The organism is Novosphingobium sp. (genome assembly GCF_965229225.1).
In the GTDB taxonomy this organism is placed as follows: Bacteria; Pseudomonadota; Alphaproteobacteria; order Sphingomonadales; family Sphingomonadaceae; genus Novosphingobium.
On the sequence record NZ_OZ245867.1, the window covers coordinates 312,107 to 337,393 of the forward strand.

Here is a 25,287-nt window from a genome sequence, read left to right on the forward strand (position 1 = left end):
AATTACTTTTGCGCCACCGCCACCGGCGTCAGCATTGTCTTCCCGCCATCGCCGACCAGGAAGTAGGCGCCCCAGTAATAGGGGTGCGAATAGCGGCGCGTGTCGATCATCTGGACCTGCGCCACGCGCAGCGACTTCGCCATGCCGGCGGTGCGGCCTTCGCTGTAGAACCGGGCCATCAGCTCATCGGTTTCCTTGAGCACCGGCACGGCCCAGAAGGTCGCAAGCACGGCGCGCGCGCGCGCAGTGATGAACGAGCGGACCAGACCATCGAGCGCCGGCGAAGAGCTTTCGACACCCGCTTTGAGCGCGGTTTGCGTGCTGGCACCTGCGCCAGTATCGCACGCGGAGAGCACGACAAGGTTGGCGTTGAGGTTGAGCTTTGCCACTTCGTCGAACGAGAGCATCCCGTCCGAGAGTACCTGCCCGTTTGCCGCAGGGGCGGCGAGCGTCGTCAGCAGGGCGGGGGGCAGGTGCAGCCGGCACTGCGGCAGGTCCACTTGCGTTTCCGGCAGGCCGTGGGTGGCAAAATGGAGGACCTGATACTGGTCGAGCTGCGCTCCGGCAGTGCCGTTGAGCAGGTTCGTATCCGTGAAAGCACCGCGGATGATCTCCGGCGGATTGTCGGCGCCGAGCGCGGCAGCCGCAAGTCCGATCTCGCGCGAGCTGATCGGGGTGATCTGGCCGAGATATCGCGCCCAGGTGCCGTAAGTGATCGAGCAATCGAACGGCATCTTGCTGTCCGCCGCCATGCCGCTTGCCGCCTCTGGCATGGCATTCTCGCCGATGCCGAGGAACTTGCCTGGGGCGTTCGACGGGGTCACTTCCTTGCGCGTGCGCAGGAACGCGCGCGGAGAAAGCGCGATGTCGGATTCGGTGGTGCGCGAAAGGAAAGCCACCTTCGAGTAATCGCCCTTTGCGCGCTGGCCTTCATAGGCTGCGGCCGAGGCTGGATCGCTCACCAGAACCGCGAGAGGAAGCTGGCGCAGCTTGCCTGCCGGGTTGTAGTTGATGCGCTGCGCGGCAGCAACGGCGCTGGCCGCAGGGCCGGTGATCGCCTGGAAGAGCTTCGAAGCCTTGCTGACCTGGAACGGCCGGATTGTCCGGGTCGCTTCGTCGACGCGCGCGCTTGTCAGCACGGCATCGGCAAGCTTCTCGGTCTTGGCGGCGCCGCCATCGACCATGTAGATCCAGGTCTTGTCCTTGGCGATGACGATCCCGGCCATCTCGTTCTTGAGCAGCGCGATTTTGAGGTAGACCTCACCGGGGGCAAGCGCCTCGCGGATTTCGGCGATTGTGGCGGCTTCGTCCTGAAGAGCACCGATGCGGTTGTCCGAAAGCAGCTGACTGTTGATGCTCTCGCGCTCGTTTTCAGCGCCCTGCCGCTCTTTTTCGAGCGCATCGAACTCTGGCCCCGACGTGACCCCGATGTTCGCGATCTCGGTCCGGAGACGAACCAGCTGACGATTGAGCAAGGCACTCTTGCGCAGGAGCCCGGCGATCTTGTCGTCGGCGGAAATGACCTTCTGCAGCTGCGTGTATTCGCGCGCGATGGCGGGTTCACCGACCATCTGCATGGCACTGAAGAATTCCTCATCCCGCGTGGGCGAGGCGTCCGCCTTGGTCAGCAGCACGAAGTACCGCTCCAGTGCCGCGAGCGAGACATAGCCTGTGCCGGTCAGCTGCGGCAGAGACTCAACGGCCGCGCGGTAGTTGGCAAGCACTTGCTGCGGGCTGATGGACGGATCCCGCGAGGCGATGCTGGCGCGTTCCAGCCGGGTATCGGCGAGCAGCGGCGCGTTCTGGAAGGTGTCGCTGACCGGCTTCGCATCCGGGAACAGGCACCCGCCTCCAGTCGCACTGCCGCTGAGGGCGTTCACCGCGCAGTTGAGATGGACAAGCGCCTGGCTGGCCGCACCGGGTCCGCCGCGGCGCATCAGGATGCGGGCGCGCTGGCGCTCGACCATGGTCCGCAGCCAGACGATATTGTCGGGCGCATAGCGCGCCACCACAATCTGTGCGGCCTTGACCGCGATCTTGAGCGCCTGATCAGCCTCATCGATCCGGTTTGAACCGAGGTAGGCCGTGCTCAGCGCATTGAAGCGCTGGGCCTCGAGCAGCGACCGCGTCAGCTGGTTCTGATCGCTGAGTTCGGACTGCAGGTTGTCACCCGAGCGGGCCGACTCATCGTTCAGGCGGCTGAGCGTGATCGGATCATCCAGCGTGCCATCGGTCTTCTTGTTCTGCGTGAGCGCCGCGATCGCATCGGACCAGGCATGCTGGTTGATCAGGTCGAGCCCCTTGTAGATGCTGACCTGAAGCGTCTGCTGGTCACGCCGGGGCGAGGGCGGTGCCTGTTCCAGGAGGGCGGAGGCCACGGCGAAATCGCCCTGCGCGAGCTCGAACTGGCTGAGATTGGAATTGGCAAGGCCGGACGCGAGCCGCAGGTCGATCCGGGTCGATATGTCGGCCGATGCAAAGGCGCGCAGCGCATCGGTCAGCGTGCGGGAGGCATCGAGCAGACGGCCGGTCTGCAATGCTACGACGCCATCGGCCAGCGCCGCGTCGGCGGTCAGCGCCTGTGTCCCGCCGCTGCCTGTGGCGGTGTTGCCGGCGGGTACGGATGCCAGATCGAAGGTGGCCTTCTGTGACTGGTTGGCCGGCGGCGGGGCCGCGCCGAGTGCAACCACCCGCAGAACCGCTTCCATCGTGCCGGTGGCCGATTCCAGCGAAGCGCCTTGCCAGATCCGCCCATCCTTGGCGGTGAAGCGGATATCGATCGCGGTGCGCCCAAGCGTCGCATCAAAGCAGCGCCGGATCTTTGCCGGCCCGATGCCGGTGAGCGAGACGGACAGCGCGGCGCCGCATTGACCGGTGTCTGCCGGTTTGCCCAGCGGGCTGATGTAACCCTGAATATCGGCCGCTGCGATATCCCGGCAGGTGATCAGATAAGGCTGATCGGCGCTGTACTGAACGCCAGAGGCGTCCTTCCCCCACTTCCGTGCTGCGGAACAGCTGTCCCCGTTTGCATTGGTTCCGACGGCAAAGCGTTCCGGTCCAGGGGCCGCGTGGACCGTAGTGGGGGCAAGTATCAGCGAAGCCAGCGCACTGGCGGTGAAAAGCGCAGCCTTGGCACTCTGGGCGCGCGACTGGGGCATGATGCGGATCGGCATGGTGCTCAATTGCCTTTGTTTGCAGTGCAGGTGCTGTCGTCGGGGCGGCACTCGATGGAGTCGATGTCTACGGGCGCGTTCGCCACGTCGACAATGAGACCATCATTGCCGCGCCCGATCAGCGGACTGACCGCAATGGTCGCGGAGTTGTCCGCATCAAACAGCGCAACCTTGCGCTCGTCGTAGAAATTGAACTTGGGCTGGGCCACGTCCGTGGTGAGGCAGCCCTTGTCAGGCGCACCGATCACACAGCCGTTGATGCGTGAGTTGCTGCGGTTGATGCGCGAGATGTTGCTGGTGTCCGCCGGTTCGGAAAGCTGGATGACCTTGTTGGTCAGCAGCGCGGCTGTGTTCAACCTGAAGTTGTTGACCACACCGAACATCGCGAAACTGTTCGCCGCCGGGCTGTCTCCGGTGCTGAACAGCTGGAGCGCGAGTTCGGACTGGTTGGGCAGGCCGTTTGCGGTGCTGTTGATTTCCACGCCGTTTGATGAGGAAACCCGCGTATTCTGGAACACTGCGAAGTTCTTGTAGCTGATCTTCATGGCCTTGGCGGTCATGAAAACGCCGACCGGGAGAGCGGTGAAGTCCGTATAGATCAGCGAGTCTGCCGAGGCGACCTTGAGCGCAATTTCTGCATCGCTATTGCCGAGGATGTTGGTTGACAGGGCCTGTGTTCCAAACAGGATCTTCTCGCCGCGCAGGTCGATCGTTGCCGAGGGACCGAGGATCTTTGGCTGCTTTGTCCCATTGGTGACCATCAGGATCTGGCTGGCGAGGGTATCAGCCTTGCCCGGATCGCCAACCTGACCACCGATCTGGAGTGTTCGCGCGCCCGTGCCTTTAACGGTAACAACACCGGTGATCTCGATGACGTTGCCGGTGCCGAGCAGGCGGGTTGCGTCCTTGCCTGTCGCCTCGGACACGTCGAGCGTGCCAATCTCGAGCGCCTTGTTGCCGCTATCGACGATCACGTTGCCAGCAGCCAGCCGGCCGAACTCGGCGTTGTCGACCTTGAACTTGCCAGTCGAACTGCTGGCGACATCGCCCACGCTGACGCTTCCGGTGCCCGTGTTGCGCAGCAGGATCGTGCCGGTGAGGGCGTTGATGGTACCATTGATCGCAACATCCGATCCTTCGACGGTGATCGTGTTGCCAGTCGTGCCGGTTTCGGCGCCAAACTGCACGCCCGGAAGCTTCCCGGCGTCGGACAGGGTCAACTTCGCGCTCCGGGTGTTGGCGCCGGTAGCGGTTCCCTTGATGGAAGCGCCGCCGCTGCCAATGGTGACGGTATCCACAGCCGAGAGCGAGATATCATCGCCCGCCGCCAGCGAAGTGGTGACGGTAAGGTTGCCCTTCGTGGCCACTGCAACGTCTTCGCTTGCGGCGATCGTATCCGCCCTGAACTCGCTCCCGGTGAGCGCGGCGACTGAACCGCCAGCGGCGTTGACCTTGGCCAGTGTGACCTTGAGTGCCGCGTTGGCGATGACGTCGCCGTCGGTTGTGGTCAGGCTTGTGGCCGAAGTCACATCGCCCGCTGTGGCCCGCAGCCGGATCGTCGATTTGGCAAGCTGGCTGTCTTCGCCGCTTGCGACCCCGACGGATCCTACCGCACCTGGCGTGCCGAAGGTCACCGAAGTCCCGCGTGCGCCAGCTAGGCCGTTCGAAAGACCGGTGGTTAGGCTTACAGTTCCCGTGTCGGCCAGCAGATCGATATCGTCACCGGCCGTGGCCGAGGTGATGGCGATGCCCGTCCCAGCCTTCGCCGCGACGTCGACACCAGCGCCAAGCGTGCCGGCGGTGACGGTGCCGCCCGCCAGCAGGCCAATTGAGCCCGAGGCATTGCCGGTTGTAACGCCCACATTGCGGCCTGCACTGGCAAGCAGATTGCCGCCCGTTGCGCGTGCCGTGGCAAAGGTGATGTCGCGCGATGCGGCTGCTGTCACGTCGCCGTCGGTTGTGGTCAGGCTTGTGGCCGAAGTCACATCGCCCGCTGTGGCCCGCAGCCGGATCGTCGATTTGGCAAGCTGGCTGTCTTCGCCGCTTGCGACCCCGACGGATCCTACCGCACCTGGCGTGCCGAAGGTCACCGAAGTCCCGCGTGCGCCAGCTAGGCCGTTCGAAAGACCGGTGGTTAGGCTTACAGTTCCCGTGTCGGCCAGCAGATCGATATCGTCACCGGCCGTGGCCGAGGTGATGGCGATGCCCGTCCCAGCCTTCGCCGCGACGTCGACACCAGCGCCAAGCGTGCCGGCGGTGACGGTGCCGCCCGCCAGCAGGCCAATTGAGCCCGAGGCATTGCCGGTTGTAACGCCCACATTGCGGCCTGCACTGGCAAGCAGATTGCCGCCCGTTGCGCGTGCCGTGGCAAAGGTGATGTCGCGCGATGCGGCTGCTGTCACGTCGCCGTCGGTTGTGGTCAGGCTTGTGGCCGAAGTCACATCGCCCGCTGCGGCCCGCAGCCGGATCGTCGATTTGGCAAGCTGGCTGTCTTCGCCGCTTGCGACCCCGACGGATCCTACCGCACCTGGCGTGCCGAAGGTCACCGAAGTCCCGCGCGCGCCAGCTACCCCGTTCGAAAGACCGGTGGTTAGGCTTACAGTTCCCGTGTCGGCCAGCAGATCGATATCGTCACCGGCCGTGGCCGAGGTGATGGCGATGCCCGTTCCAGCCTTCGCAGCGACGTCGACACCAGCGCCAAGTGTGCCCGCGGTGACGGTGCTGCCCGCCAGCAGGCCGATCGAGCCCGTGGCATTGCCGGTTGTAACGCCCACATTGCGGCCTGCGCTGGCCAGCAGGTTGCCGCCCGTTGCACTTGCCGTGGCAAGGGTGATGTCACGCGATGCGGTTGCGACGATATTGCCTCTCGAGGTCGCAAGGCTGTTGGTCGAGGTCACATTGCCGGTCGCCGCCCGCAGCCGGATGGTGGACAATGCAAGCTCAGCCGGCTCGCTGTTGGCAACCGTAACCGAACCCACAGCGCCCGGCGTTGCGAACGAAACCGAGCTTCCGCGCGAAGCGATCACGCCATTCGAGAGGCCGTTCGCAAGGCTGATATTGCCAGCATCGGTCAGCAGGTCGATGTCATCACCTGCCGTCGCCGAGGTAATTGTCACGCCGTTTCCGGCCTTCGCCCCAACATCGACGCCCGCTATGAGGGTGCCACCGGTGACGGTGTTGCCAGCCAGGAGGCCAATCGAGCCGGTCGCGTTGCCCGTTGCAACATTCACATCCCGGCCCGCGCTGCCAAGGAGATTGCCGCCCGCCGCAGTCGCGCTGGTCAACCTGACATCGCGCGAGGCGCTGGCGACGATATCGCCGGCGCTGGTGGTGAGGCTGGTGGTTGAGACCACATCGCCCGAAAGCGCACGAAGATTGATCGAGGAGAGCAAGAGTGCTGCCAGTTCACCGCTATCAACTCTGACCGAACCTGCCGCTCCGGGCGTACCGAAGGTAACCGAAGTCCCCCGCGCACCTGCCGCATTGGTCGAACGGCCGGTCGTCAGGCTGACATTGCCCGTCGTTGCCTGCAGATCGATGTCGTCTCCCGTCGTCCCGGACGTGATGTTCACACCCGTGCCGGCCAGCGCGGCAATATCGACACCGGCATTGAGCGTGCCGCCGGTGGCGGTAGCCCCTGCCAGCAGGCCGATCGAGCCGCTCGCATTGCCCGTTACGAGACTTGCATCGCGGCCAGCGCTGCCGAAGATATTGCCGCCGGTGGCGGAACCTCTGGTGATCGACACGTCGCGGAACGCGGTGGCGATGATATCGCCGTCTGCTGTCGAGAGGTTTGTGGTCGAAAGAACGTCGCCCGCCACCGAACGCATCCGGATTGTTGAGGCGGTGAGTTGAGCGTCCTCGCCGCTCGCGACTGCGACCGATCCTGCTGCACCGGGCGTGCCGAAGGCAACCGAGGTTCCCCGCGCGCCTGCCGCGTTGGTCGAACGGCCGGTCGTCAGGCTGACATTGCCTGTCGTGGCTTGCAGATCGATGTCGTCTCCCGCCGTCCCGGACGTGATGTTCACACCCGTGCCGGCCAGCGCGGCAATATCGACACCGGCATTGAGCGTGCCGCCGGTGGCGGTTGCCCCTGCCAGCAGGCCGATCGAGCCGCTTGCGTTGCCCGTTACGAGACTTGCATCGCGGCCAGCGCTGCCGAAGATATTGCCGCCGGTGGCAGAACCCCTCGTGATCGACACGTCGCGGAACGCGGTGGCGATGATATCGCCGTCTGTTGCCGAAAGGTTCGTGGTCGAAATCACGTCGCCCGTCACCGAACGCAGGTTGATTGTCGACTGGCTCAGCGCCGCATCTTCGCCGCTGGCAACCGCAACTGATCCTGCCGCGCCGGGCGTGCCGAAGGTAACCGAAGTACCCCGCGCGCCGGACGTGTTCTTCGCAAGACCGGTCGCGAGGTTTACGTCGCCGTTGATTGCGACGAGGTCGATGTCATCGCCTGCCGTGGCAGACGTGATGGCAACGGGCGTCGACGTGAGAGCACCAGCCGTTCCGCCCTGTGCCCTGATATCGACACCGGCAACGAGCGCAGTGCCGGTTATGGCACCGCCGGCCAGCAGGCCGATCGAGCCGCTCGCATTTCCGGTCACGAGGTTGGCATCGCGGCCAGCGCTGCCAAAGATATTGCCGCCGGTGGCGGAACCCTTGGTGATCGAGACGTCGCGGAATGCGGTTGCGATGATGTTGCCATCCGCAGCCGTGAGATTTGTCGCCGAGGTCACGTCACCCGTTGCCGACCGCAGCCGGATCGTCGACTTGCCAAGCTCGTCATCGACTTCGCCGGAAACCACTTCCAGCAGGGCGCTGGTGCCCGGCAGACCGGCCAACCGCATGCGGCTGCCTCGCGGGCCGGTTCCCTTGGCGTTGGCGACAGTCAGCGAAAGATCGCCGTTCAGCGCGGCAACGTCGATGTCATCCCCGGCAGTGGCCGAGGTGATCGTCACGTTGGTCGCCGGGGATGCGCCGGAAGTCCCGCCCTGTACTCCGATGTCGGTACCAGCAATCAGCGTGGTGGCGGAGACCGAGCCTCCGGCCAGCATGCCGATCGAACCGGTGGTGGCCACACCTGTCGTGATCCCGATAGCCTTGGATGCGCTGATCTTGAGATCGATGGCGGCCTGAGCCTGCGTGGTCACATCGGCCGAGGTGTCGCTCAGCAACTGGATGGAACCTGCGGTGCTGGTGAGGTTGGTGGCGCGCAGCAGATCGGTGGTCGTGTCCGATCCGGTGCTGATGCCATCGAGGTTCTGTTTGGTGAGCGCGATCAGCTGCTTCGCGGTGCCGGTGCCGACCTGCAGCAGGCCGTCGCTGGCGGCTGCGGTGATGCCGCCGTCCTTTGCAATGGCGGTGGCGATGGTCAGCGCCCGGGCGTTGACGGTGATCTGGCCCGCTGCACCCGTGGCCGGATCGGGGTCCGCGCCGGTGCCGGCGGTGAGCGTGCCCAGCTGGGCAATGCCTTGCACGGCGTTGACCGTGATCAGCGCATCGGCGGGCTTTGCCGTCAGCGTTGCCGCGCCGAAGCCCTCCGCCAGCTTCGTTGCCGGACCGTTGATCTCCAGCGTCGTGCCGGTCGCTGCCGTGCCGCCCGTGGTGGCGAGATCGACCTGCCCGCTGGCAATGATCGTGCCGACGTCGAGTGTGTTGCTGGCCGCAAGGTCAATCGTCCCTGCATTGACCTTGTTGATCCGCAGCACGGTCGCGCCGCTGGTCACAGTCTTTACCAGACCGCCGTTGATTGTTCCGAACGCTCCGCTGCCCACATCGATCAGGACAGTCTTGCCATTGGCATCGACGATATTGCTTGCGGAGGTTGGGGTGTACCCATCGGCAACGCCCGTAACCGCGCCGAGCGTTGCTGCGGCGCTGAGATTGCCTGTGGCCGTGATGTTGCGAAGGCGAATGTCGCCAGCGGCAGCATTGGCGGTAAAGGTGCCTGAGTTTACGTCACCCGCAATCAGCGCGTTGGAAGCCGCCCCCGGCGTGCCGACCGATCCGGCCTTGATGCGCACGACATTGGCACCGGCCAGCGCGAGGTCATCGGGGGTGGTGAAGGACAGGCCGGCCACGGCCCCGGCGCTGCCCGAGGTCACATCGGCAAAGCGCGTGCCGTCGGTGCCGCCCGTCAGGGTCAGCTTGGTGAAGTTCAGCGAACCGGTGATATCGAGGTCGATATCATCGAGCGCCTTGACCGTGCCGAGCGTGGCATTGCGCCCGGCGCCCACGGTCACATCCTCGCTGTTCGACGTCAGCGTGGTCGCCTGCGTCACGTCACGACCCGCGCGCACGACCACGCTGCCGCCGGTTGCGGTCACGGCGGCGAGCGAGACGTCGTTCGACGCATTGACCAGCACGTCGCCTGCAGTGGTGCTCAGGCTGGTGGCCGAGGCGATGTCGCCGGCAGCCGAACGCAGCCGGATCGTCGATTCGCCAAGCTGGGCCTCGCCGCCGCTGGCGACCGTGATCGAGCCGGCCGCGCCCGGCGTGCCGAAGGACACCGAAGTGCCGCGCGTGCCGGGCGAGTTGTTCGAGAGCCCGTTGTCGAGCGTGAGATCGCCGTTCAGCGCGGCAACGTCGATGTCATCCCCGGCGGTGGCCGAAGTGATCGTCACGTTCGTCGGAAGCAGGGCGCCGGAAGTGCCGCCCTGTACCGCGATATCGGTACCGGCGGTGAGCGTGGTGGCGGTGATCGCACCGCCCGCCAGCAAGCCAAGGGAGCCTGCGGTGGCCTCGCCGGTGGTGATCCCGATGTCCTTGGCCGCGCTGATCCTGAGATCGATGGCGGCCTTGGCCTGCGTGGTCACGCTGGCCGACGTCTCGCTCAGCAGATCGATCGAACCTGCGGTGCTGGTGAGGTTGGTGGCACGCAGCAGATCGGTGGTCGTGTCCGTTCCGGTGCTGATGCCATCGAGGTTCTGTTTGGTCAGCGCGATCAGCTGCTTTGCCGTACCGGTGCCGACCTGAAGCAGGCCGTCGCTGGCGGTTGCGGAGATGCCGCCGTCCTTTGCAATGGCGGTGGCGATGGTCAGCGCCTGGGCGTTGACGGTGATCTGGCCCGCTGCACCCGTGGCCGGATCGAGGTCCGCGCCGGTGCCGGCGGTGAGCGTGCCCAGCTGGGCAATGCCCTGCACGGCGTTGACCGTGATCAGCGCATCGGCGGGCTTTGCCGTCAGCGTTGCCGCGCCGAAGCCCTCCGCCAGCTTCGTTGCCGGACCGTTGATTTCCAGCGTCGTGCCGGTCGCTGCCGTGCCGCCCGTGGTCCGCAGCGTGAGCGTGCCTGCCGTGCGCATGGTGCCAAGGTCGAGCGTGTTGATGGCGACGAGGTTGATCGCGTCGGCGGTGATGGACCGGGCGCGCAGGATCGTCGGCGTGGTGATCTGGGTCAGCGTCGAGGCGGTAATCGCACCGAACGAGCCCGAGCCCACATCGAGCAGCACTTTGTGCGTGCCAGCGGCGATCTCACCGCCGGTGGGGGCCGCATAGCCATCGGCCAGACCGGTGACCGAGCCGAGCGTCGCCGTGACACCGATGTTGCCATCGGCCGTCGCGGTACCGATGCGGATATCGCCCTGATCGGCGGTGAAGCTGAAGGCGCCCGATGCAGGGTTGCCGGCCGCATCCTTGACGATCAGCGCGTTGGAAGCCGCCCCCGGCGTGCCGACCGATCCGGCCTTGATGCGCACGACATTGGCACCGGCCAGTGCGGGGTCATCGGGGGTGGTGAACGACAGGCCGGCCACGGCCCCGGCGCTGCCCGAGGTCACATCGGCAAAGCGCGTGCCGTCCGTGCCGCCCGTCAGCGTCAGCTTGGTGAAGTTCAGCGAACCGGTGATATCGAGGTCGATATCATCGAGCGCCTTGACCGTGCCGAGCGTGGCATTGCGCCCGGCGCCCACGGTCACGTCCTCGCTGTTCGACGTCAGCGTGGTCGCCTGCGTCACGTCACGACCCGCGCGCACCGCCACGCTGCCGCCGGTTGCGGTCACGGCGGCGAGCGAGACGTCGTTCGACGCATTGACCAGCACGTCGCCCGCAGTGGTGCTCAGGCTGGTGGCCGAGGCGATGTCGCCCGCAGCCGAGCGCAGCCGGATCGTCGATTCGCCAAGCTGGGCCTCGCCGCCGCTTGCGACCGTGATCGAGCCGGCCGCGCCCGGCGTGCCGAAGGACATCGAAGTGCCGCGCGTGCCGGGCGAGTTGTTCGAGAGCCCGTTGTCGAGCGTGAGATCGCCGTTCAGCGCGGCAACGTCGATGTCATCCCCGGCGGTGGCCGAAGTGATCGTCACGTTCGTCGGAAGCAGGGCGCCGGAAGTGCCGCCCTGTACCGCGATATCCGTACCGGCGGTGAGCGTGGTGGCGGTGATCGCACCGCCCGCCAGCAAGCCGAGGGAGCCTGCGGTGGCCTCGCCGGTGGTGATCCCGATGTCCTTGGCCGCGCTGATCTTGAGATCGATGGCGGCCTTGGCCTGCGTGGTCACGCTGGCCGACGTCTCGCTCAGCAGATCGATCGAACCGGCGGTGCTGGTGAGGTTGGTGGCGCGCAGCAGATCGGTGGTCGTGTCCGATCCGGTGCTGATGCCATCGAGGTTCTGCTTGGTCAGCGCGATCAGCTGCTTCGCGGTGCCGGTGCCGACCTGGAGCAGGCCGTCGCTGGCGGTTGCGGAGATGCCGCCGTCCTTTGCAATGGCGGTGGCGATGGTCAGCGCCCGGGCGTTGACGGTGATCTGGCCCGCTGCACCCGTGGCCGGATCGGGGTCCGCGCCGGTGCCAGCGGTGAGCGTGCCCAGCTGCGCAATGCCCTGCACGGCGTTGACCGTGATCAGCGCATCGGCGGGCTTTGCCGTCAGCGTTGCCGCGCCGAAGCCCTCCGTCAGCTTCGTTGCCGGACCGTTGATCTCCAGCGTCGTGCCGGTCGCTGCCGTGCCGCCCGTGGTCCGCAGCGTGAGCGTGCCTGCCGTGCGCACGGTGCCAAGGTCGAGCGTGTTGATGGCGACGAGGTTGATCGCGTCGGCGGTGATGGACCGGGCGCGCAGGATCGTCGGCGTGGTGATCTGGGTCAGCGTCGAGGCGGTAATCGCACCGAACGAGCCCGAGCCCACATCGAGCAGCACTTTGTGCGTGCCAGCAGCGATCTCACCGCCGGTGGGGGCCGCATAGCCATCGGCCAGGCCGGTGACCGAGCCGAGCGTCGCCGTGACACCGATGTTGCCATCGGCTGTCGCGGTACCGATGCGGATATCGCCCTGATCGGCGGTGAAGCTGAAGGCGCCCGATGCAGGGTTGCCGGCCGCATCCTTGACGATCAGCGCGTTGGAAGCCGCCCCCGGCGTGCCGACCGATCCGGCCTTGATGCGCACGACATTGGCACCGGCCAGTGCGGGGTCATCGGGGGTGGTGAAGGACAGGCCGGCCACGGCCCCGGCGCTGCCCGAGGTCACATCGGCAAAGCGCGTGCCGTCCGTGCCGCCCGTCAGCGTCAGCTTGGTGAAGTTCAGCGAACCGGTGATGTCGAGGTCGATATCATCGAGCGCCTTGACCGTGCCGAGCGTGGCATTGCGCCCCGCGCCCACGGTCACATCCTCGCTGTTCGACGTCAGCGTGGTTGCCTGCGTCACGTCACGACCCGCGCGCACGACCACGCTGCCGCCGGTTGCATTGGCGCTGACGAGGCTCACATCCCGGGATGCATTGACCAGCAAGTCGCCGGCAAGGGCGCTGAGACCGGTTCCTGAGGTGATATCGCCGGCAGCCGAACGCAGCCGGATTGTGGATTCGCCAAGCTGGGTATCTTCGCCGGAAACCACATCCAGCGAACCACTGGCACCAGCCGTACCGGTAAGGGTTACCCGGGTATCGACTGCGCCGGTTCCTTTCGCGGTGCTGCTGTCCAGCGTGAGCGTACCGCTCAGCGCCGCAAGATCGATGTCGTCCCCGGCGATGGCTCTGGTGATATCGACGCCTGCTCCCGCGCGGGCTGCAATATCGACACCGGCATTGAGCTTGCCGCCTGTGATCGCGCCTCCAGCGAGAAGGCCGATCGAGCCGGTCGGGGTTCCCGGTCCGGCAAGGACCGTCGTCACGTCGCCGATCGAGATGTCGTTCTCGGCAGAAAGCAGCACGTTGCCGCCGTTGGTCGCGATCGTGTCGGAGGCGAAAATGTCGCTGTCGGCGCCGGCTGCCGAGAGCAGGATCGCCGCATCTGCATTGCCCACGGTCAGCTTGCCGGTGGAAATCGAACCCCCGGTGGACGTGATGGTCAGCGCCTGATCGACGGTGACGTCGCCCGTGGTGATCGCATCGGTCGCTTCAAGCGCGGTGCCGGCACCCGAAACCAGTCCGGATGCGATCACATCGCCCAGCGTGATCGCTGGGCCGCTGGTGACGCGCACCATGCTGCGCTTGAGCGGATCCGCTCCGGTGAGGCCGGCCTGCAACAGCGTGTTCGCGCCGAAATCGACTTCACCCGCGTCAGCCTTAAGGACGAGATCGGCGGCGCCCGTGCCGCCGGTGTCAGACTTGAGCGAGAGAGTGCCCAGACCTGTGATGTCGTCGGTCGTCGCGTTGATCGTGACGTTCCGGCCCGCGCTCTGGCTTACCGTCGTGGCGGCTGCGCCGAGCGTGACGGTCGTGCCCGTCGCTTTGAAATCGCGCCCTGCGGTGACGGCATTGGCCAGCGTAACGTCGGCCGCCGAATTGACGATGACGTCTGCGATCGAGCCGGTCGCGGCAAGGCTGCCGTTCACCAGGATCGAGGGCGCCGCATTGGTGCCATTGGTGATGGTGGCCGTATTTGTCCCCACCGTTGTCGTGGCAGTGGCAAGCGTGACCGTCCCGCCGGCTACCGAGGCGGTAAGCTTGGCGTTGGCGTCAACGTTCAGCAGTGCTGCGGTCAGGTTTGTCTTGAGGCCACCGGCGATCAGCACGGATTGCCCGGTCACGTTCTTGTTGATGTTGACAGCAGCCTGGCCGAGATCCGTACCGGCGTTGACCGTAAAGCTCAGGGGGTTGCCGAGACCAGCGGTGAACGTCACATCGCTGCCCGCGATCATCACGACCGACCCGCCAGTCGATGTGACGGAAGCGTCGTTGGTGATGTCCTGCCCAACAACCACGATCGATCCGGAGACGCTCAGACCTGCGCCGCCGATCGTGATCGGATTCGTGCTGGAACCTGAAAACGAGATGGCGGCGGTGTTGGCTGTTGTCTCGAACGCAGTCCGGAAAGCGGGATTGACGGTACTCGTGAAGCCAAGTGTCGACAGCATCAGGCTGCCGCTGGTGAGCGTGGCAGTGCCGTTGAAAGTGATACCGTCCTGATTGATCAGCCAGACCGAGATGTTCGAAGCTGCGGTGATCTTGCCGGTGCTGGTTATAGTGGAAGCACCCGAGCCGACCACGCGATTGGCCGCAACGAGGTTCGCGCCGCCGCCGGTTGAGATGTAGTTCACCGTGGCGTTGTCGATATTGAAGCTGGTGAAATCGATGATCCTACTCTTGGCGAGCAAGTCCACGGTCCGCAGGTCGGCGGCGGGGGTGGTGATCTTGGCACCGCCATTGTTCCATTCGCCGCTGCCGGCGACCACCTCGAGCCCTGTCGGGATCGGCAGTGTTTGTGCCAGCGCGGGGGTGGCAAGGTTAAGGCTGACTCCGACAAGTGCGGTGGACGTGAGCAGGGCGAAGCGGCGGGCGCGGCCCGAAGCCGAAAGGCGCGGATTATGGACGAGGGTCATGATGCCGCTCCCCTTCAAAAAAACTTGGACGTGAGCGAGACAAGCACCCGGTTCGAAGGCCTGGACTTGTCCGACGGCAGAAGCTTGTCGAGCGGATGCGCAAAGGTCACGTCGACCACCAGGCGCTGCGGCAGCACGAAGCGCAGTCCGCCGCCGACGGAGCGCAAGGTCTGGTTGGGGATTGCCGTGCCGGGATCGATGTTCTGGACGTGGACCCAGTCATAGAATGCCGAAGCTTCAACCCGCACCTTGGGGATCGGCAGGACAACGCGCGGTTCCGCCGTAAACCCATAGGCACGGTCGCCGCCGCTTGAGCCCGGATCGTAGCCGCGGCCGCGGGTGTAGTTGCCGAGCGAGAATTCCTCGAGGTTAAGAAGCGGGTCATTGGACCACTGGCCGAAACCGTTGAGGCCAAGATGGAAGGCGCCGACCGGATGGATATCGAGGTTCGCCTCACCCTTGATCACGAAAGCCTGCGGATTGCCGAAAAGACGCGATGGGGCTCCCTTTGCGGTGACCGCACCAATCTTCGTCGCGCCAAAAATGCCGATGCCCTTGCGCAGTTCGAGCGAACCTGTGGCATGCATCCATTCGGTGTCGCCGTTGGTGAAGCGGAAGTCTCCGTCCACGCGCCCGAACAGCACCCGGATCTTGTCGAGCGAGAAGGGGATGCGGCTGCCCGCCGCAAAGATCTGTGCGCGCTGATCGAGCATTTCAAAGCCGCCCGTCGCAACGATCGTCTGCTTGAGATTGCGGACAAGCGACTGGCTGATATCGAGGCCGCCGATGATCGACCGGGAGCGCAAGTCCAGATTCTTGATATCCGGGCGAGACCAGGCCAGGCTCGTACGCAGGCCTAGCCGCAGGCCGGAATCATTGAGCGCGAAATCGTGCCCTGCCTGCAGCACTCGGATCTCCTTGAGATCCTTCGAGTTCGAGAACGCCACGTAGGTCCGGTCCGAGCGACCGGTCAGCCCATAGACTTCGCCGCGGATCGAACCGATCCAGCGTCCAAGCTGATGCGAACCGTAGTTCTGGAAATTGACCAGAAGCGAATGGCGCTGCGTCGTGACATTCAGGGTCCCGATCATTTCGCCCGGTGCAGCATTCGCTGAGCTGAGCGTCAGGTTCACATCGAGGCCGGGAATGTCGCCGACAAGCAGAAGTTCGCGCACGGCATCGCGCCGATTCAGCGGGTCGATTGCGCGAATGCGCTCCACCGCTTTTTCCAGCTGCGTGCGGAAAGGACCGGGTTCGCCAACAACGCGCACTTCGATGATGTGCGCGGTAACGACCTGAATCTTCAGCACACCGTCGGTGATCTTCTGCGCCGGAATCTGTGCCAGCGCGATGTAACCAGCGGTGGCGAGACGTTCGTTGATCCGGTCCCGAATCTTGCAAACCACGCTCAGCTTGGCTTCGCCGTGCAAGTCCGCATCGACGCCCGCGAGCAGCGTGACCAGTTCGGCCGGCAGGGCCGAACCATCGGGCTTTTCCAGCGCAAGCGAGGAAATCGTCACGGGAATGTCAGAGTCGGAAAGGGCGCAGGGCAATTCCGCAATCGCGCCTCGCGTCTCTACCCTGATCTGCGTTTTCTTCGGGACATCCTTGGGCGGCACGCTCTGCTCAATCTGAGCGCGGCCGATCTGGTGAACTTGCGAAGTTTGCTCGGTGTCGGCAGCTGTCGGAATTTGTGATTGCGCCATAGCCGAAGTTGAGGCGCACAGGCCTACAAAAGCTATGGTCGAGCGAGTCAACACGCCAGTCATCGAACCCCCAATTCGGTAAGCAAGCATTCATGCTTATTGAATTTCTGAGCGGCCCGGTTTTTTGAGTTAATGGCCCCCGACTCGCGGTGCAGTCAACCGGCAAATGCGAAACATCAAATTAGTGTCTCTCGAGGATACAAGTGCGGCTGATTGGTATGCCTTCGACCCGTCTTCCAGATCTGAAAATCATGGGTTTAGGCCCAAGCCAGCCGAGCACGTCTTGATTGCGAACGGCCGCCTGCTTCGCGCGGCAACTGGAGTTGTTAGAAGGGATTTTCGTGGAATTTTTACGATGCGGGCCGGGATGCCGCCGTCTAAGTGAGCCAGCTTTCCGTCAGTTCGAGTATCACGTGCGATGAAAAATCTCTGGGAATCCTGCGGCGACTTTTTCACGCTGCTGGTGATCAACATCAGTGTCTATCTTCGACACCCGATCTGGATGGCACGCACTACCTTTCGGCAAAGGGCACTTCCCAACATAGCCGTACCTATGCGGTTTCGGGAAAAGCGCACGTGGCGCCTGATCTTCGACCAAAACCCGCTGTTTCATCTCTTTGGGCGCAAGATGGTGGCCAAGGAATGGATGATGAAACGCGCACCGGGGCTTGCTGCGGCCCGCACACTATGGTCTGTGAATTCGGTATCCGAACTACCGCTGGATGCCTTGCGCACGGGAATCGTTATCAAGGCGGACAGCGGATGGAACCAGAACCTCTTCCTCGACACCGATCCGGTAGATGTCGCATCAATCAAGACCCTGATAGGTGAGTGGCTCCGCGCACCCCAGACCGATAAATACGGCGGACGTTACTGGCCGAAAGCTGAGCAGAAAGTCTTTGCCGAAGAAATGATCATCAATCTCGATGGCCCTCTCATCGATCTGAACTTCTTTTGTTGCGATGGAAAGGTGGATTTCGGGGTTCTCACAGTCGGGGAAAAGACGGCTGACGAACGGATCGCCTATTTCACTGAAGACGGTCAGCGTATTATATCGATTATGCACGAACGTGGTTATCAACGTGCCTGGCTTCCCCTCGATTTTGCGGTTCCTGCCGGCTATGCCGAAGCCGCAAAAGCCGCAGCAGAACTTTCTGCCGGAATTGACTTCATCCGGGTCGACATCATGGTCGCCAATGGTCGGCCCTACGCTTGCGAGATGTCGCCGTTTCCCGGAGAAGCGGGCTATGACAGCACGGCTCTCTACAAGAACTGGGTCAAAAACTGGGATATCCGCCGCACCTGGTTCGTCAGCCAGCCCAAGCACGGCTTCCTGGAACGCTACCGACAGGCGCTCGGCAGGCGTCTTGGTGCAAATCAGGCGGAAGATGTGCCATTGGCGAGCTGCGATTGACCGGATTATCGCGGCAGGGCGCTATACGGCGAAAGCCATGGTTCCGATGGGCCGACCGTCCTGACACTTCCCAACAAATGTGGGGAAAAGTGTTGGAACGCACCGCGCGGCGCCAACACAAGGCGCTGCGGCGAAATCCGAATTTTCGAGAAGGTGGCTCCCTGAGTAGGATTCGAACCTACGACCACTCGATTAACAGTCGAGAGCTCTACCGCTGAGCTATCAGGGACCAGACCCGGATGCCCGGGGCAGGTGCGCGCTAATAGCAGGCGTTTCGGGTTTGGCAAGCGCCAGATTGCCCAAAAATCGTCATGGAAATTCAGACCAGAAACTGTTCGGCGAAAATCCGCTCGTCCAGGCTCCTGCCTTTGTCGAACAAGAGCGTGAGCCGGTGTTCTCGCGCGGCACTCACGCGCACTTCACTGATGTCGCGCACTTCCTTCTGGTCCGCCACCACGGAGACCGGCCGCTTTGCCGCCTCGAGGGAGCGGAACAGAATCTGGCAGCTTTCCGGCAGGATCGCTCCGCGCCAGCGGCGGGGGCGGAACGGGCTGATCGGGGTGAGCGCCAGCATCGCGCTGCCGAGCGGCAGGATCGGTCCGTTGGCCGATAGGTTATAGGCCGTGGAACCCGCCGGCGTCGCCACCAGCACGCCGTCGCACGAAAGTTCGGGCATCCGCACCTTGCCGTTGACCGAAACTTCGAGCTTCGCCGTCTGGCGCGTTTCGCGCAGCAGTGAGACTTCATTGATCGCCCAGGAAGAATAGGTCTCCCCCGTCTGCGTGATCGCCTCCATCCACAGCGGCGCAACCGCGACGCCGCGCGCCTTGGCGACGCGTTCGGCGATGGGACGGGAAGCCTTTTGGCGGTTCATCAGGAAGCCGACCGTGCCGAGATTGAGCCCATAGGCGGGGATCACGCGGCCCGTATCCAGCATGTGATGCAAGGTCTGCAGCATGAAGCCGTCACCGCCGAGCACGACGGCAATATCTGCCTCTTCAAGCGGCACCCAGTCATGCGACGCGACAAGGGCTGCCTCAGCCTCCTGCGCGCGGTCGGTGGGGGAGGCGAGCAGAGCCAGCCGGGGGCTATCGGGCATTGATCAAGGCTCTCCTCGGGTGCGGCGCTGATCTCAGCGTCCGCCGCGCACAGCGCGGCAATCTCTATCGACCGCGCAACTGATATGGAGCGACCCAAATCGGTGCAATGCCAAATGGCACAGCAAGGATGATTTCGCCGCACCAATCGCCTAAGACGGCGACGATGAACGGAACCATGCTACTTCCCGGCGATGATCGCGATGTCCTGACCGGCCTTCCCGGCCTAGAAACTGCGGCACTTTGGCTCGATGGCGCGGGGGACACCGGCTTCGTTCAGGCGATGATGGTAAGCTTGCAGCGCATGCCGGCGGTTAACCTTGCCTATGGCATGGCTGGCGGCGACCGCGTGCTGGTCGAGGTCGCGCGGCGGCTGAGGGATTTCGTGGCGGACGAGCTCGGCCCGAAGGCCATGGTGGCGCGCGCCGCAGGCGGAGCGTTTCTCGTCGCTTCTTGCGCAGCGCTTAGCCGCGAGCGCTGGCAGTGGCTGGCCGAAGCGCTGGGGCGCGCCATTGCGCGGCCGCTGATGGTCGATGGCGAGCGGCTGAGCCTTGCCCCCCGCATGGCGCTGCTGCGCGGCCGGCCGGGTGAGGCGGGCGCCGCACTGCTGGACCGGCTCGATCAGGTTTCGGGTGATCTCCAGCGCCGCAGCGGACGGCGCGTGCTTTGGGCGGACGGCAGCCATCCGGCCCGCGGGCGCAGCGCGGCCAGCCTCGAGGGCGATCTCCTCGGCGCGCTTCACCGCGACGAGATTGCGGTGCTGTTCCAGCCGCAGTTCAGCGTGGCCACCGGCGCGCTGGCGGGGGCGGAAGCGCTGGCGCGGTGGGAGCATCCCGGCTTTGGCCGCATCTGTGCCGAAACCCTATTCGCCGTGGCGGACCGGGGCGACCACGTGGCGCAGCTTTCGCGCCATATCGGCAAGCGCGCACTGGCCATGGCGGCCAGCTGGCCAACCCCGCTCCGGCTCTCGCTCAACGTCACGGCGGAAGACTTTGCCGTGGGCGACTTCGCGGCGAGCCTCAAGGCGGCGCTGGAGGCCAGCGCATTTCCTGCCGAACGCCTGACGATCGAGATCACCGAGCAGACGCTGATCACCGACTTCGAGGCCTGCGCCGCAGCGCTGCGCGAGCTCGCCGCGCTGGGGGTGAGCGTGGCGCTGGATGATTTCGGGACGGGGTTCTCCAATTTCCGCGCGCTGAAGGCACTCCCGCTCGATGCTCTCAAGCTCGACCGCTCTCTGGTGGTGGATATCGAGCAAGACCCGCGCGACCGGGCAATTCTTGCGGCTATGGTGGCGATGTCGCGCGCGCTCGGCCTCAAGGTGATTGCTGAAGGGGTCGAGACAGCGGGGCAGCTCGCGATCCTGCAGGACGAGGGCTGCGACCTGTTTCAGGGCTTCCTGCGGTCCGGTCCGATCTCTGCCGAGCAATTCGCTGCGATGGCGGTCGCCTGACCCGACCAGTTACTCGTCCTGATCGGGCGGGCGCTTGGCCCAGAACGTGCCGGTTTCGCCCAGCTTGCGGCCATAAGCGAAGAGAGTGCGCATGACCTGGGTATCGAAAAGGCCCTTTTCGGAGCGGGGGTAGTCCTTGTCGATGAAGCTGAGGTTGAAATCGACGCCGTGCTCCTTGGCGTAGAGGTAGCTGAGGTTCACCGTGCTCGCCATCGAGCGGCGCATGTTGAGCGTGATCGCCTGGCTCGCGATGGGCACGGTGCGCGGCTTCACAAGGTGGAATTCGCCGTTCAGCTTGTTGTTCACGATCATGTAGATGTGCAGGCGATTGAGTGCCGTGGGCAGTTTCCCCGCGACGATCGCTTGATCAGGCAGGGTGAGGATCTGCGCGGTGGTGCCGCCATCGACGTGCATTTCGCTGATTTCGCGCCCGTTCACCTCCGCCTTGATCATCACCGGCGCGAAGAAGGCGGGGATGGCCGAGGAGGCGAGGAGGACTTGCCGGAACAGGCCGTAGCGCCCCGGCGCCTTGCTGGCGGCAATCGCGCCCATGTTCCAGATGACCATGCGCTGCGCATCGAGATTGGCGGTGCCGACGAACAGCCGCCGCCCGCGCGCGTGCTCTGCGCCGATGCGGTCGATCAGGGCATCGGTCATCACTTCGCCGATCATCCGCGCGAGCGGCTTGGTGCTGGCGATGCTGGGGGAGAACGGGATCGCCAAGGGGAAGTGGTTCTTGTAGATATTCTTCGCCGAGATGGTGGTGAAGAGCGTTTCCAGCGTGGCATCCTGATCAGGGCCGAGGAAGGCGAAGGGCGCGATCAGCGCGCCGGTGCTGACACCGGTGACGACGGCAAATTCGGGCCGCGTGCCGGACTTGGTCCACCCGCCGAGCAGCCCCGCGCCGTACGCCCCGTTGTCCGATCCGCCGGAGAGCGCGAGCATCGAGCGTTCGCCGTTCGCGTCGCTATAGGCGGGCGCCATCAACCGCGCGGTGCCGGGTTCATCGCCCCAGAAGCGGGCACCTGGCATGCCGGTGATTGTTGCCTCGGCCTGCTGGCGTTCGTTGAACGGCTCGCGGCTGATCGTGGCGCAGCCCGCCAGCGCGAGACTGATGCCCAGCAGCGCAGCCTTTGGCGCGGCCATCGTGTTGTTCCCCAAACCCGTTACCCCTTGTTCGCGAACATGGCGGGAAAGTGTCCCGCGGCCTGCTGCGCGCCTTGGTGGCGGCGGCGAGGCGAGGTTCCTGGCTGCGCGCGAAAGCCGGGAACAAACGGGCGCTTAGCACAAGGCGGTGGAAACGGTGCACGCAATCGGATTGCGTCAGCTCCGGAAATCTGCCTCTCATCGAACAAGAGCACGAGGGAGGGACTGCGCATGACCGTCAAAGTGATCAGCATGGAGCCCGATCCCCTGGCGCCCTATGCCATCTCGCCGGGGTGGCAGGTGGGGAACCTGCTGTTCCTTTCAGGGCAGGCGGCGATCAGCCCGGAGGGTGCGATTGTCGGCGTGGGCGATTTCGAGGCGCAACTGGCGCAGACTTTCGCCAATATCGACGCCGTGCTGGCAGCGGGCGGTAGCGACCGCAGCCGGATCGTGAAAGTGACGATCTACCTGACCGACATGGGCAACTTCCCAGCCATCGTGGAAGCGCGGCGCAAGTATTTCACGCCGCCTTGGCCGGCGGATACGATTGTGGAGGTGAAGGGGTTGGCGCTGCCGGAGCTGCTGGTGGAGATTGATGTGATCGCGGTAGTGACGGGTTGAGGGGTTCTGGACGCGTTACCGTCCCGTTCATCCTCCTTCGGGGGAGGTTCGTTGCGACCGACGTTCGAGCGCTTTGCGATTGAGGAACCGGCGGGCGGGCCGTTCAATCGCCAGATACGAGATCGCGCCCATCCCGACCGCCGCGAGGAGAAGCACGATCGAGGGAATGCGCCACCCGTAGCGCATGATCGGCTGCTGCCAGAGGTATAGCGAGTAGGACAGGATCCCGAAGCTTTGCAAGACGGGGTGGGCAAGGCACTTTTTGAAGCCGGCGGGGGATGTGTCCACACCGTTTACCGCAAGCGCCAGAAGCACTGGACCAAGGGTGTAGCGCAGGATGTTGGGGCTGACAAAGAACAGCACCAGGCTGCAGCCCAGAACCCATGGAGACGCCGCGCCAAGAACACGAGCGACGCGCGGATCATCAAGGCTTTTCTCCTGTATCCAGAGGCGAAGCGCGGCGGAAAGCATGAGCGGGGCCGCGCTGACTTCGGTTCGCCAGTAGATCGCATGAACACCGTCCGGGTTGTTCAACCATAGCGGGATGGCCCGGGCCAGCGAAGCGAAGGCAAGCGCCGTGAGCAGCCATTTGGCGGCGGCGCGGTTGCGTGAGCCGAAGAAGGCGATCATCGCCAGAATGATATAGCAATGTTCCTCCACGCATAGCGACCAGAGATGCGCGAGATAGCGGGACTCCAGTCCGCCCCCGAGGGCTTGCGCATAGTTGATCGTGAAGGTCAGCGCAGCCAGATACTCCCACGGACGCATCACGACAAAGCCGCGCCAGGTGAACCAGATCACCGAATAGACGGCCATCACGTTCACGAAAACAATCAGTGTGGGCAGGATTCTGGCAGCTCTGCGCTGCAGGAACAGCGGCAGAGGCTGGCGCTGGACAAACAGGATATCGGCCATGAGCCGGCCGCTCAGCACGAAGAACAGGGTTACCCCGTATCCGCCGAGGACGAACAACGGCGGCAGGTAGACCGAAAGGAAGTGGCCGATCAGAACGGAGATAATCGCCAGGCCCCGCCATCCGTCGAGATAAAGGAGGCGCGGCGCTGCTTGGGAAGTGTCCCCGTGATCCTGATCCGCAAGGTACTGCGCCGGCCCCTGCATCCCGCTAAACCCTCTTTTCCGCGCGCGGCGCCATCACGCCAAGCTGCTCCGGCCCCATGTGGGACTTGGCCGGGTATCACCGTAACCCCCGATCTGGCTGACCGATATAGTCAACTTCCCGGCCATCGTGAAAGCGCAGCAGCGCTGTTCTGCGCTGCGCTGGCAGGGGGAGGCATGGGCTCAAGGTTCTGGCTTGAGGGGTTTGGGGATTTGGTAAACTGTCACCGCCATCTCCCGTTGGGGGAGGTTCTGGGGCTGTTGGATTTGGCGGCGCGGGGCTGCGGCTGTTGGGCAGAGGGGTGATCGCGCGACCGGTGCGGCGCCTGCACTGGCGCTGCGGGGAGGGCGTCGTGTTCTGCATGGGGCGAGTGGCCGGACGGGCAGAGGCCATCCGGCACAGCCTTTGTGTCGATCATGACCCGGGACCGGGGTAGCGGCTCGCTGGCGTACCGGTCTTTGCTCGCGCCCGGCTGATCGCGGGGCGGGAGCCATGATCCTGTGCTGGCGCGGTAGTTTGCCTGATCGAGGTCTTGGGGAAACCGCCCCACCTTGAACCCGCAGCCCGCACCGGTCGCGTGGGCCTTGCCTTGGGGGCAAGACCCGAAAGAGCGAAGGCAAGGCCGGCCAAGCCCGCTCCCGATCTGCGGGGGCATTTAGCCTATTTGGTTCGTTTTGTCAAGGGGGGAGGGTGCAGTTGGGGTTGGTGACCCTTGGGTGATTGGGATGCGCCTCAAATTTCGATGGTTCCGTCGATGCTGCTAAATTCCGAACCTGTCTCTAACGCTATTCCCACGCCCTCGATTCGCCTCGTAAAAGCAGAGTAAATGCCTGAAATTTAGGGGTTGTTGCACCTGTCACCGTAACTCGCGTAATCCGTCGCCGTAATCCAGAAAGACAAGGGGGTGATTCATGGGAGATCTATCGGCGTTTATCCGACCGCAAAAGTCTATAGAAAGGGCAAAGCAGGCTCTTTATAACGCAAAAAAGACGTTCTTCGAGTTCATGGACGGTCAAAATATTGAACCTATCCAAGTTTTTGATCAAAAAACGGGATATTATTGTTTAAAAACGGTCATAACTGGCCCGGTTCCTGATAACATTGAAGCTCAAATCAGCAGCGCAGTAACAACTACTAGACATGCATTTGATCAAATAATATTTTCAGCTTGTGAGGCGATAGGAAAGCCAACCAAGGGGTTATATTACCCTTGGGTCGATGAAGAGCGCCTTCTGGCGGCGAAGTTGTTTAGCAATAAGCAAAACAAAGAAATCATACCAGCTGATTTGTGGGATGTTATAAGAGCACAAGAACCGTACCCACACAGCGATGACACGCAGCGCGGAAACACTCTCATCCGCAACATGGCAATTCTAGCAAATCGAAAGCACACGGTTGGTATTGAGATCGGTTGCTTTCCTGCCATCAACAAAACTGAAATCGAAGCTCATGGATACGTAAAGGAAATGATTTTTGGTACAGAAATGATAATTCGGTCGGAAAATTTAGAGTTTGAATTTTTAAGATGGAAAGGCCAATCAAAATTTAATTACAGATTCTCACCAATATTCCATATAATTTTTAATCAAGATGCACCGGGAGACCTTGGTGAGCGAACCGCAATGTTATGTGTGCAACGATTTATAGAAGCAGCGCAAAAGGCAATCGATGATTTCAGGCAAAGGGCAAAAGAATTAGCCGCCATCTAGCTGCTTGTCTGCACCTGGGGTCGGCGTTGCGGTGACACGTGCAACGATACCGAAAGTCGAAAAGTGGAGGTATGCCGACTGATCTGGATTCTCGCCTTCGCGGGAAT

General features: G+C 63.7%; 10 protein-coding genes and 1 tRNA gene. 4 read left to right on the top strand and 7 right to left on the bottom strand.

Features of this window, described 5'->3' with window-relative positions:
• Nucleotides 1–2: 2 nt before the first annotated feature.
• The 3 genes from ACO06X_RS01185 to ACO06X_RS01195 are packed head-to-tail and all read right to left on the bottom strand — an operon-like array spanning nucleotide 3 to nucleotide 16,437.
• Complete coding sequence (locus ACO06X_RS01185; protein WP_421838200.1) at nucleotides 3–3,173, bottom strand: CHAT domain-containing protein; 3,171 nt, start codon at nucleotides 3,171–3,173, stop codon at nucleotides 3–5.
• A gap of 5 nt (nucleotides 3,174–3,178) precedes the next feature.
• Entirely contained in the window at nucleotides 3,179–14,917 is an 11,739-nt protein-coding gene (locus ACO06X_RS01190) for a beta strand repeat-containing protein (protein WP_421838201.1), read from the bottom strand.
• Between the two features lie 14 nt (nucleotides 14,918–14,931).
• Nucleotides 14,932–16,437, bottom strand: a complete 1,506-nt coding sequence (locus tag ACO06X_RS01195) for a ShlB/FhaC/HecB family hemolysin secretion/activation protein (protein WP_421838202.1) — start codon at nucleotides 16,435–16,437, stop codon at nucleotides 14,932–14,934.
• A gap of 604 nt (nucleotides 16,438–17,041) precedes the next feature.
• Here ACO06X_RS01195 and ACO06X_RS01200 point away from each other — a divergent pair.
• Nucleotides 17,042–18,037: an ATP-grasp fold amidoligase family protein gene (locus ACO06X_RS01200; RefSeq protein ID WP_421838203.1), complete on the top strand. Its 996-nt coding sequence runs from the start codon at nucleotides 17,042–17,044 to the stop codon at nucleotides 18,035–18,037.
• Nucleotides 18,038–18,191: 154 nt separating this feature from the next.
• Here the strand turns inward: ACO06X_RS01200 and ACO06X_RS01205 are convergent.
• Nucleotides 18,192–18,266: transfer RNA gene (locus tag ACO06X_RS01205), tRNA-Asn, on the bottom strand.
• A gap of 90 nt (nucleotides 18,267–18,356) precedes the next feature.
• The gene (locus ACO06X_RS01210) at nucleotides 18,357–19,136 is read right to left on the bottom strand and encodes an NAD kinase (RefSeq protein ID WP_421838204.1); all 780 of its coding nucleotides are present in this window, start codon (nucleotides 19,134–19,136) and stop codon (nucleotides 18,357–18,359) included.
• 164 nt (nucleotides 19,137–19,300) lie between these two features.
• Between ACO06X_RS01210 and ACO06X_RS01215 the strand changes: the two genes are divergently transcribed.
• Nucleotides 19,301–20,587 (top strand): EAL domain-containing protein, encoded by a 1,287-nt coding sequence (locus tag ACO06X_RS01215; RefSeq protein WP_421838205.1) that lies wholly within the window; start codon nucleotides 19,301–19,303, stop codon nucleotides 20,585–20,587.
• A 9-nt stretch (nucleotides 20,588–20,596) separates the two neighbouring features.
• Here the strand turns inward: ACO06X_RS01215 and ACO06X_RS01220 are convergent, their stop codons facing one another.
• Nucleotides 20,597–21,733, bottom strand: coding sequence for a patatin-like phospholipase family protein (locus tag ACO06X_RS01220; protein WP_421838206.1), 1,137 nt, complete (start codon nucleotides 21,731–21,733; stop codon nucleotides 20,597–20,599).
• A 231-nt stretch (nucleotides 21,734–21,964) separates the two neighbouring features.
• Here ACO06X_RS01220 and ACO06X_RS01225 point away from each other — a divergent pair, with 231 nt between their 5' ends.
• Nucleotides 21,965–22,354: a RidA family protein gene (locus ACO06X_RS01225; RefSeq protein WP_421838207.1), complete on the top strand. Its 390-nt coding sequence runs from the start codon at nucleotides 21,965–21,967 to the stop codon at nucleotides 22,352–22,354.
• A 27-nt stretch (nucleotides 22,355–22,381) separates the two neighbouring features.
• On the opposite strand, the gene ACO06X_RS01230 is transcribed toward ACO06X_RS01225, so the two are convergent.
• Complete coding sequence (locus ACO06X_RS01230) at nucleotides 22,382–23,473, bottom strand: acyltransferase family protein (RefSeq protein WP_421838208.1); 1,092 nt, start codon at nucleotides 23,471–23,473, stop codon at nucleotides 22,382–22,384.
• Nucleotides 23,474–24,382: 909 nt separating this feature from the next.
• Here ACO06X_RS01230 and ACO06X_RS01235 point away from each other — a divergent pair.
• A complete protein-coding gene (locus ACO06X_RS01235; RefSeq protein WP_421838209.1) occupies nucleotides 24,383–25,180 on the top strand; it encodes a hypothetical protein in 798 nt (265 codons plus the stop codon).
• Nucleotides 25,181–25,287: the final 107 nt, after the last annotated feature.

Bases quoted from the DNA above. Each gene is read 5' to 3' on its own strand.
- ACO06X_RS01185 (WP_421838200.1), bottom strand. From the start codon at position 3,173: ATGCCGATCCGCATCATGCCCCAGTCGCGCGCCCAGAGTGCCAAGGCT.
- ACO06X_RS01190 (WP_421838201.1), bottom strand. From the start codon at position 14,917: ATGACCCTCGTCCATAATCCGCGCCTTTCGGCTTCGGGCCGCGCCCGC.
- ACO06X_RS01200 (WP_421838203.1), top strand. From the start codon at position 17,042: ATGAAAAATCTCTGGGAATCCTGCGGCGACTTTTTCACGCTGCTGGTG.
- ACO06X_RS01210 (WP_421838204.1), bottom strand. From the start codon at position 19,136: ATGCCCGATAGCCCCCGGCTGGCTCTGCTCGCCTCCCCCACCGACCGC.
- ACO06X_RS01215 (WP_421838205.1), top strand. From the start codon at position 19,301: ATGAACGGAACCATGCTACTTCCCGGCGATGATCGCGATGTCCTGACC.
- ACO06X_RS01220 (WP_421838206.1), bottom strand. From the start codon at position 21,733: ATGGCCGCGCCAAAGGCTGCGCTGCTGGGCATCAGTCTCGCGCTGGCG.
- ACO06X_RS01225 (WP_421838207.1), top strand. From the start codon at position 21,965: ATGACCGTCAAAGTGATCAGCATGGAGCCCGATCCCCTGGCGCCCTAT.
- ACO06X_RS01230 (WP_421838208.1), bottom strand. From the start codon at position 23,473: ATGCAGGGGCCGGCGCAGTACCTTGCGGATCAGGATCACGGGGACACT.
- ACO06X_RS01235 (WP_421838209.1), top strand. From the start codon at position 24,383: ATGGGAGATCTATCGGCGTTTATCCGACCGCAAAAGTCTATAGAAAGG.